Origin of the sequence: Paenochrobactrum gallinarii (assembly GCF_014205685.1) — a bacterium.
GTDB lineage: Bacteria > Pseudomonadota > Alphaproteobacteria > Rhizobiales > Rhizobiaceae > Paenochrobactrum > Paenochrobactrum gallinarii.
The window spans coordinates 1-2,654 of the sequence record NZ_JACIIU010000066.1 but is presented as its reverse complement, the minus strand read 5'-3'; the positions used below and the strand labels follow the sequence as shown (position 1 = coordinate 2,654).

1 rRNA gene is annotated in these 2,654 nt (G+C 51.3%); it reads right to left on the bottom strand.

From position 1 onward, the window contains the following. Window positions 1–24 precede the first annotated feature (24 nt). A 23S ribosomal RNA gene (locus tag FHS77_RS15890) occupies window positions 25–2,654 on the bottom strand; the annotation flags it as partial.

Genomic DNA, 2,654 nt, shown 5'->3' with positions numbered 1-2,654 from the left:
GTTTGATGGATATTGATAATGAGAATGATCAAGTCGATCGAGCTATTAGTACCGGTAAGCTGCATGCGTTGCCGCACTTCCACACCCGGCCTATCAACGTGGTAGTCTTCCACGGCTCTGATAGGGAATACTCGTTTTAAGGTTAGTTTCCCGCTTAGATGCCTTCAGCGGTTATCTAGTCCGTATATAGCTACTCTGCTATGCCGCTGGCGCGACAACAGATCCACCAGAGATACGTCCATCCCGGTCCTCTCGTACTAGGGACAGATCCTTTCAATATTCCTACACCCACGGCAGATAGGGACCGAACTGTCTCACGACGTTCTGAACCCAACTCACGTACCGCTTTAAATGGCGAACAGCCATACCCTTGGGACCTGCTCCAGCCCCAGGATGCGATGAGTCGACATCGAGGTGCCAAACAACCCCGTCGATATGGACTCTTGGGGGTCATCAGCCTGTTATCCCCGGCGTACCTTTTATCCGTTGAGCGATGGCCCTTCCACTCGGGACCACCGGATCACTATGACCGACTTTCGTCTCTGCTCGACTTGTCAGTCTTGCAGTCAGGCAGGCTTATGCCATTGCACTCAGCGAACGATTTCCGACCGTTCTGAGCCTACCATCGCGCGCCTCCGTTACTCTTTAGGAGGCGACCGCCCCAGTCAAACTACCCACCATACACGGTCCTGGACCCGGATAACGGGCCGCAGTTAGACATCCATAAGATTAAGGGTGGTATTTCAAGGATGACTCCACAAGAACTGGCGTCCCTGCTTCAAAGTCTACCACCTATCCTACACATAACGTCACGAATGCCAGTGTAAAGCTATAGTAAAGGTGCACGGGGTCTTTCCGTCTAACCGCAGGAACCCCGCATCTTCACGGGGAATTCAATTTCACTGAGTCTGCGTTGGAGACAGCGGGGAAGTCGTTACGCCATTCGTGCAGGTCGGAACTTACCCGACAAGGAATTTCGCTACCTTAGGACCGTTATAGTTACGGCCGCCGTTTACCGGGGCTTCAATTCAAGGCTTGCACCTCTCCTCTTAACCTTCCGGCACCGGGCAGGCGTCAGACTCTATACGTCGTCTTGCGACTTCGCAGAGCCCTGTGTTTTTGGTAAACAGTCGCTACCCCCTGGTCTGTGCCACCCTCATCTGCTTGCGCAAACAAGGGTCACGCTTCTTCCGAAGTTACGCGTGCATTTTGCCGAGTTCCTTCAACGCAGTTCTCTCAAGCGCCTTGGTATTCTCTACCAGTCCACCAGTGTCGGTTTAGGGTACGGTCTATATGCAGGAGCTATTTCCTGGAACCGCTTCACTGCCAGATCAATCCAATAAGACCTGACAATACACACGATCCGTCACTACCTGCAGGCCCACGAATATTAACGTGGTTCCCATCGACTACGCATTTCTGCCTCGCCTTAGGGGCCGGCTAACCCTGCTCAGATTAACTTTAAGCAGGAACCCTTGGACTTTCGGCGAGAGTGTCTCTCACACTCTTTATCGTTACTCATGTCAGCATTCTCACTTCTGATATCTCCAGGAGCCCTCACGGGTCTCCCTTCACAGACTTACAGAACGCTCCGCTACCACGCACATTAAGTGCATCCACAGCTTCGGTGTATGGCTTGAGCCCCGGTACATTTTCGGCGCAAAGACCCTTATTTAGACCAGTGAGCTGTTACGCTTTCTTTAAATGATGGCTGCTTCTAAGCCAACATCCTGGTTGTTTTGGGATCCTCACATCCTTTCCCACTTAGCCATAACTTAGGGACCTTAGATGGTGGTCAGGGTTGTTGCCCTCTCCACGACGGACGTTAGCACCCGCCGTGTGTCTGCCCAGTAGTACTCCTCGGTATTCGGAGTTTGATTAGGATCAGTAAGACGGTGAGTCCCCATAGCCCATTCAGTGCTCTACCCCCGAGGGTATTCGCTGGACGCTCTACCTAAATAGATTTCGCGGAGAACCAGCTATCTCCAAGTTTGATTGGCCTTTCACCCCTAGCCACAAGTCATCCCAATCTATTGCAACAGATACGGGTTCGGTCCTCCAGTACATGTTACTGTACCTTCAACCTGCTCATGGCTAGATCACTTGGTTTCGGGTCTAATGCAACGAACTAAACGCCCTATTAAGACTCGCTTTCGCTACGCCTACACCTACCGGCTTAAGCTTGCTCGTTACACTAAGTCGCTGACCCATTATACAAAAGGTACGCTGTCACCCAGAACTAATCTTGGGCTCCAACTGTTTGTAGGCATTCGGTTTCAGGATCTCTTTCACTCCCCTTGTCGGGGTGCTTTTCACCTTTCCCTCACGGTACTGGTTCACTATCGGTCATGCACGAGTACTTAGGCTTGGATAGTGGTCTACCCATGTTCAGACAGGATTTCACGTGTCCCGCCCTACTCAAGGACTTGAATAAGATTTACGTGTACGGGGCTATCACCCACTTCAGCGCAACTTTCCAGATGCTTCCACTTTTCTTATCCAAGCCACTGGCCTGGTCCGCGTTCGCTCGCCACTACTAGCGGAGTCTCGTTTGATGTCCTTTCCTCCGGGTACTTAGATGTTTCAGTTCCCCGGGTTCGCTTCTAACCCCTATGTATTCAGAATTAGATACCTTATTAACGATAACTAGAAAT